The following is a 6581-nucleotide window of genomic DNA, read 5'->3' as shown; positions in this document are numbered from 1 at the left end:
ACTGGTGGCGGTGCCTCTTTCTGGAATTTGATATTCGAATAAATCAGATGAAAGTCTTAACATAGCTAACCTAATAAAATGCAATCGTGATAGCAGCCAACAACAGGACTATTCCATAAAAGGGCGCACTACCAGAATAAAAATGATGTAATATTTGCTTGCTGGAACAACTTTTTTGGGAAATTTTAATTAACCAGTTTGATCGAGCTTACGCCTACACGAGCAACATCAGAACCAATTAATTTTATGGTAATTGCACTAGGCTTATCATTCTGCTTTTCTCATGATAGGAAATCCTATAAATAATATTGTGACACTAATAAGTAATGGTAAGGAACTCCATGCCATTATTACATTAATTTTAATCCCTATACCTAACAAAAATGAAGTTATTGCATAGGAAAGGGGGATAAGTCCTAAAGACCCTGTACGAATTAGGCTCATTACTCTTCCTACCTTATTCTTATCTGTATATGTTTGCACCAGGGAGATTAACGGGATATTAATTGCGGGGTTAAGCATGCCAATTAAAATGATTACTGGAATAGCAATTTCAATAATTTTTACCTGACTAAATAAAAGCATTCCCAGCCCTTGAAGAGCAATTAAATATAAAGCATATGCTCCTCTATTTCTATTGAGATTAATGATACCAATAATAATTGAGCCAGCAATCATTCCAAAGGTAAATCCTCCTTGAACGAAGCTAAAGTCTAAGGAGTCCCCCTTCAATACACTTTCAACAAAAATGGGCAGCCCCATCATGAGTGGCCCGGATATAAATAGGTTTGTAATGACTGTAATAGTAAATAATGCTCGCAACAAAGGTTTTTCCCAAGTATACACAAATCCTTCTTTGAGTTGTTGGATAAAAGAAATGCGATCATTCTGTTTCTTTTCCTGAGAAGATCCTTGATTTATCCTAATAAACAGAACACTTAGTCCTGCAATACCTAATAATAAACTTATGAAAATTAGTAATACATGATAGCTAATAATACTTATAAGCAATCCAGCAAGAAGAGGTCCTGAAAAGAGAGCTACTTGGATAGCTCCTTGAATTAAGGAGTTGGCACGTGTGAGCTGTTCAGATTGGACGATTTTTGGTAGGAGGGAATCCCTTGCAGGTTCGAATAAACCCCCAAAGACTCCAAAAAAAGCAGCATTGATGGCTAAAACCCATATGGGAACTTCCATAATAAACAGAAAGGCAATAGCTAATCCCAATAATAGAATAGCTCTAGAAGAATCCGATAAGAACATAATTTTGGTTTGTTTGCTTTTATCTGCTAAGACTCCGCCAATAATCATGGAAAACATTCTCGAGACGGTTAAACATATCATTACAATCCCCAGACTTGCTTCCATTTTTAGTTCATCAACTACATACCATGTTTGGATAAACATAAACATAGATAGACTTAAACTGGATACCACTGTTGCAACCCATAATGTTACAAAAGACATTGACCTAAATAAAGGAGTATGCTTCATTTCCTCGTTCGCTTTAACTTGTTCCATAACATCACCTCTGTAATTTATTTTTATTCGGTAAAAATTATTTAACTATGGACCCTTAAAAAAGAGCCAAACCTGAAGTTTAGGACTCTTTTTCCTCTTTTTTAAAAACTCCTTCTTCTATTTCCAGACCTAGTATATGGAAATAATATAACTTGGCATCTGGTGAAGGCTCCGGCCGTTGAATCGCAGCAAGCTCTTCCATTAATGCGGAGAATTTTTTTTGCCATGCCATAAAATCTTGCTCTTTAGCGTGGATCTCATAGGCGCTAGATCTAAATTTCCATTCTGATGGGTCCTTGGATCCGGACTTATCTTGCAAAGATTCTTCTGGCGCAGCAAGTATTCTCCTTTTTGACTGATCTAACATACTTACCATCATTTGCCTGACAGTTTCAGTCATATTTGAGTTTGGGAGCAGTGACCGATCTGGTACAAAACCTCCAGCAGTTGCTTGGTAAAACTTTTGTACAATCCCATTTTTCTCTTCTTTTCGTACAATTGCCACAAGATCATTTTTTTCTAATTCTTTTAAATGATAATGAATCCTTGCTCGAGATAATTCAAACACCTCCGAAAGCTGTTTGCCAGTCTGTGGCTTTTCCATCAAGCGTAATAGCAATTCACATTTAAAAGGATCACTTAGTGCTTTCAATTGTTCGTGGGTTGTTAACAATTTTATATCCTTCATTCGTTCACTCCATTTACTCGGTAAAATTAATTTAACAAAACAATAACAAATTGATTTATAATTGTCAATTTATATTTGCCGCCTGTTTACTGTGAAGTCTGACTTCCCCTTAATTTCGCATTGTTCAAGTAGCGTTTTTATGGTAAAAGTAAAGGTAGAGTGGTGGTTTAGTGAATGTGTCTTAAAGAATAATCGTGCGACTTGGAGAATCGGGCCATTATGTGGCATAAAAAATTAAATAGTAGGGGGTCATTATGAAGATAATAGAAACGGAGCGATTATACCTTAGAGAGTTAAAAATGGACGATCAAAACGAATTATCAAAAGTGCTTTCTGACCCAGAGTCTATGCAATTTTACCCTCATCCCTTTAACCAAGACGAGGTTAAAAATTGGATCAGCTGAAATGTGAAAAATTATAAGCAATATAATCACGGACTATGGGCAGTTATTTTAAAAGAAGGGGATACATTTATCGGTGATTGTGGAATAACAATGCAGGACATCGATGGTGCAAGTTTACCTGAAATCGGGTTTCACATTATTAAAGAGTATTGGAATATGGGATATGCCACGGAAGCAGCGTCTGCTTGTAAAGAATATGCATTTAATGTTCTGGGCTATTCCGAAATATTTTCGTATACGACTTTAAAAAATATTCCATAACGGGCGCAGTTATCGAATAGGTGCTTCACCCGTCTTGCTTATAAGGACCGATTTTGTGGAATAAGTCATAAAGCTATTAGAGGTGATGTGAGCAAAGATAACAAAACTCCCGAGGAAAAAAGTCGCAGGATAATACAATAAGAGGATTAAAAAGTAACGCTGAATCGGGAAAAATGGTTTATGCAGAAAAAACAAAAAATGGGTGGTAACAATGGGGAAACGAAATGAAAATGTCAATCAGCATTATGTGCCGCAGGCTTACTATCGCAATTTTTCTTTGAATCGTAATGGAGTGAAGGTGTACGACTGGCAACAGGACAGAATATTTACACAGAGCATCAGTTCCATTAGTTCTGAGGACTACTTCTACGATGTCGATGCCGATATAATGCCAATTTTCATCAATCTTCCTAAAATGAACGAGCAGCTGGTGGACAAGACGATTAAACAATACGTAGAAGACAGTATCGGAGTGGTTTTGAATAACTTTGTCGCTCATTCCGAGGAATTGAGCAAACTGAAACACGGGAAGTCAGTTACGTTCAAGGACCAAATGGGACCTGAACTCCGGAAATTCCTCATAGTCCAACTTATTCGCACACCCAGGTTTAGGAAGGTATTTGAACAGATGGCTAAGGCTACACAGGAAGAGCTTGCCCGTTATGATTTTTCAGGTACGGTGATTGAAAGACTGACTGCTTCAGATTGGATTAAAATTACTCACAATATCTTCCTGTTTGGTGTCGTTTATCGTTTAAGTGGAAAGGGTGAAATCCCACTGAATGATTCATACAAACCCGTTTTTGAAAAATTGTACACTTTGGTGGACGGACTGATGACGGGGATGCTCTATGGAGGCTTAACGTTTTTTCATTCAGAAACGGACTTGCCGTTTATCACTTCAGATAACCCTGTATCCATTGAGTGGACGGATGAGAAACGGTTCTCAATGATATTTCTTCCGCTCAACCCCCGGTTTGCCATTCTACTTTTTGACAGGGAAGCAAAACGGGACATGATTCCTTATGACCGTGCAATTTATGTAGTCGATGACAAGAAAAAAAACGTCATTGAGAACCTTAATCTTTTGACGACATGCTCCGTGATGGATCGGTTGATTGCGGATACTTCGTATAATTTTATAGAAGAAAGGAAATTTATCAAAGGCGAACGACGGATGAAAGTGGTTCTCTGATACTTACAAAGTTTGAAGACGTGTTATCTAAGGGGGAACATAGCTTTATGAGTAGTGAATATCGGTTTTATTTTAATAAAGGAAATTATTTATGGAAGTTAAAACCGGAGATTGAGAAGTATTATTTTGCTCCTAAGATATTAGTTCAATTCGGATTAGTACTGCCATATTTTATACCTTTTCCAGAACAAAGTATGCTTTTTTATAAAGTAAATTCAGAAGAAGTATGTCATCTCACATTTACTAGTATTTGGGACAAACAGACTATTTTTACGGGAAGCTATAAAAATGACGGAACCCAAGTAGATATAAAAAGAACAAGGGTTGAAGTTACTTATGCATTTAAAAAGTATACTAATATTTTCGACGATGTGGATGAAAACTCGTTAAAAGATCCCGCGCAAGATCTCTTAACGGATGTATTTGATATATCTTTAAGCAAAGTGAATAATGTAGTCGAGGCATATCTTGCCAAAACAAAAGATAGTAAAGCACATAAATTAACCAAGGAACATTTCGATATAGCATTATTATTCCGAATATCCAATGGGCATAATTACAAAGAGTTGACAAGTATTTTATTTACTATTCATATGAATGCCCCCAATATAAGTTCTGAGTATCTATCCCATTCGAAAACAGATGAAATTATGAATTATGTAGATGTTGTAGGAGACAATTTAAATCCTTTTGTAGCTGGAAACGAGTTTATGATCGAAGCTAGAAGAAATTTTTCTTATGGAAGTTACAGACAAGCTATAATTAATGCCCAAACGTCTGTAGAAATTTTTATGTATAACATTTATAGAGAATTTCTAAAGCAAGAGGGTTTCACGAGTGAAGAAATAAGCGCAAAATCTGAAAGTATGAGGTATAAAAGTCTAGTAAAAGACCAATTTTTCACACGCATTGGCGGAGACTTTGACATTAGCGATTATAAAACAAGAGTTGGGGAATGGTGGGCAATTACATATCAATACAGAAATAAGGTAGTTCACGAAGGGTATCGTCCTTCTTTCAGTGAATGTGATGAGGCAATATATCACGCGACTGACATTATAGAGTACATAGTTGAACTAATCTATAAGCCAGAAAATAAACATAAATATCCTAATATACTACAATATATAATACTAAATCCGAAAGAGGAAGGGGATTAGTATTATACCGCAATCGGGCGCCTATCTGGAATAAATATCGGTGTTCGATCTAAGAAGCCTGAGGAAAAGGGCGCGCTAACCATATAAAAGAATAAATAATTTAAAATGGACATACCTTTGATGTAAAACAGTCAGTGGAGGTGTGTCTATTTTGAATAAGAAGTATCTTGTTGTAGCCGTTGTTTTCATTTTGGTTGTGGTAACTGTATTTGCTTTTAATTTTCCTGTTATAAAATCTGATGCAAATGGATTATCTAATGGTGAAAAAAAGAATGAGCAGTTGTCAGAAGTAATTAAAATAATTGAGAATGAAATAAAAAAGAATGATGTGGTCCGCAGTATAACGGTTAAAAAGAAAGATTCGGTTAAAATTGAAAACTCAATTATAATTGAAACCTCAATAAATTTTTCCGTTAAGTCAAATGCAGATACACAAAAGGCTGATAAAATTATAACCAAAATAGTTAAGGCAAAAAAACAGCTGAGTGATTATAATTCTTTTAGAGTACAAGTTAATAGTGCTAATGGAAATATCTTATCAGGTGCAGTTTTTGTGAATTAGGATTAGTTAGTCCCATATTAAACAATAGGGCGCGATTCTCAAACAAGCATTGGCGCCCAATGTTGAAGAAAAGGACCAGATTGTTAGATACGTTAAGGTGGTGAAATGATGAGTAAAGATGAAGGTATTTTTGACAAATTTATCAGAGATGAAATGATGGATATCGAAACATTTCATCTCATTTATGATTTTGTTGCATTGGATAACTTCCGTCAAGGTGAGTATGAAGGCAATATGTTTGTTGTTAGAAAGATAAATGCAAATCATATACAGTTAGAAGATGAAGTAGCAACAGAAAATACCTCCATTCCAGCGGTATATACATAAGCTAAAAAGAAGTTTTTATCGCTTTTACAATCTCATAAGCCAAGTTTGTAAAGTATGCCAGAATAGGGCGCAGTTGCTGAAGAAGCACTGTGTCTGAATCGGGACCATATTGCGGAAGAGTAAGTTGACCCTGCATAAGTGTGCATGAAAAGTCGGATAGAATCTTTCATTTCTTTCTATTCTGTTGATGTAAGGGAGGTCATTAAAGTGAATTCACTTAAAAACATGAATGATGCTTTGAGCTTTAATGAAGAAAATCTTGCCAATAGAATTGACAGTCATGAAGTAGCAAAGCGGGCATTATGTTCAGAGTATCATTTTAAACGAATGTTTTCGTTTCTGGCAGGTGTAACGTTGTCGGAGTATATTCGGAGAAGGCGTCTCACGCTTGCAGCTTTTGAGCTGAACAATAGCAATTTCAGGATTATTGATATTGCCATTAAATACGGATACAATTCTCCAG

At 35.8% G+C, this 6581-nt stretch carries 7 protein-coding genes and 1 pseudogene; 6 read left to right on the top strand and 2 right to left on the bottom strand.

Annotated elements, in window-relative coordinates; translation table 11 throughout:
- Positions 1 to 267: 267 nt before the first annotated feature.
- A complete protein-coding gene (locus E4U82_RS18990; protein WP_135111815.1) occupies positions 268 to 1521 on the bottom strand; it encodes an MFS transporter in 1254 nt (417 codons plus the stop codon).
- A gap of 79 nt (positions 1522 to 1600) precedes the next feature.
- Positions 1601 to 2209, bottom strand: coding sequence for a winged helix-turn-helix domain-containing protein (locus E4U82_RS18985; protein ID WP_135111814.1), 609 nt, complete (start codon positions 2207 to 2209; stop codon positions 1601 to 1603).
- Positions 2210 to 2463: 254 nt separating this feature from the next.
- Here E4U82_RS18985 and E4U82_RS18980 point away from each other — a divergent pair.
- From E4U82_RS18980 to E4U82_RS18955, 6 genes and pseudogenes are all read left to right on the top strand, one after another.
- Positions 2464 to 2874, top strand: a pseudogene (locus E4U82_RS18980) (GNAT family N-acetyltransferase).
- Between the two features lie 211 nt (positions 2875 to 3085).
- A complete protein-coding gene (locus tag E4U82_RS18975; RefSeq protein ID WP_135111813.1) occupies positions 3086 to 4069 on the top strand; it encodes a DUF4238 domain-containing protein in 984 nt (327 codons plus the stop codon).
- 47 nt (positions 4070 to 4116) lie between these two features.
- Positions 4117 to 5229, top strand: a complete 1113-nt coding sequence (locus E4U82_RS18970; protein ID WP_135111812.1) for a hypothetical protein — start codon at positions 4117 to 4119, stop codon at positions 5227 to 5229.
- A 151-nt stretch (positions 5230 to 5380) separates the two neighbouring features.
- Complete coding sequence (locus E4U82_RS18965; protein WP_135111811.1) at positions 5381 to 5791, top strand: hypothetical protein; 411 nt, start codon at positions 5381 to 5383, stop codon at positions 5789 to 5791.
- 108 nt (positions 5792 to 5899) lie between these two features.
- The gene (locus E4U82_RS18960) at positions 5900 to 6118 is read left to right on the top strand and encodes a hypothetical protein (RefSeq protein ID WP_135111810.1); all 219 of its coding nucleotides are present in this window, start codon (positions 5900 to 5902) and stop codon (positions 6116 to 6118) included.
- A 207-nt stretch (positions 6119 to 6325) separates the two neighbouring features.
- Positions 6326 to 6581: helix-turn-helix transcriptional regulator (locus tag E4U82_RS18955; protein WP_135111809.1), on the top strand; the 256-nt coding region annotated here is incomplete at its 3' end.

The organism is Lentibacillus salicampi, assembly GCF_004565465.1.
Lineage (GTDB): Bacteria > Bacillota > Bacilli > Bacillales > Amphibacillaceae > Lentibacillus > Lentibacillus salicampi.
The sequence above is the reverse complement of the archived record's forward strand: the minus strand, read 5'-3'. Positions and strand labels throughout refer to the sequence as shown.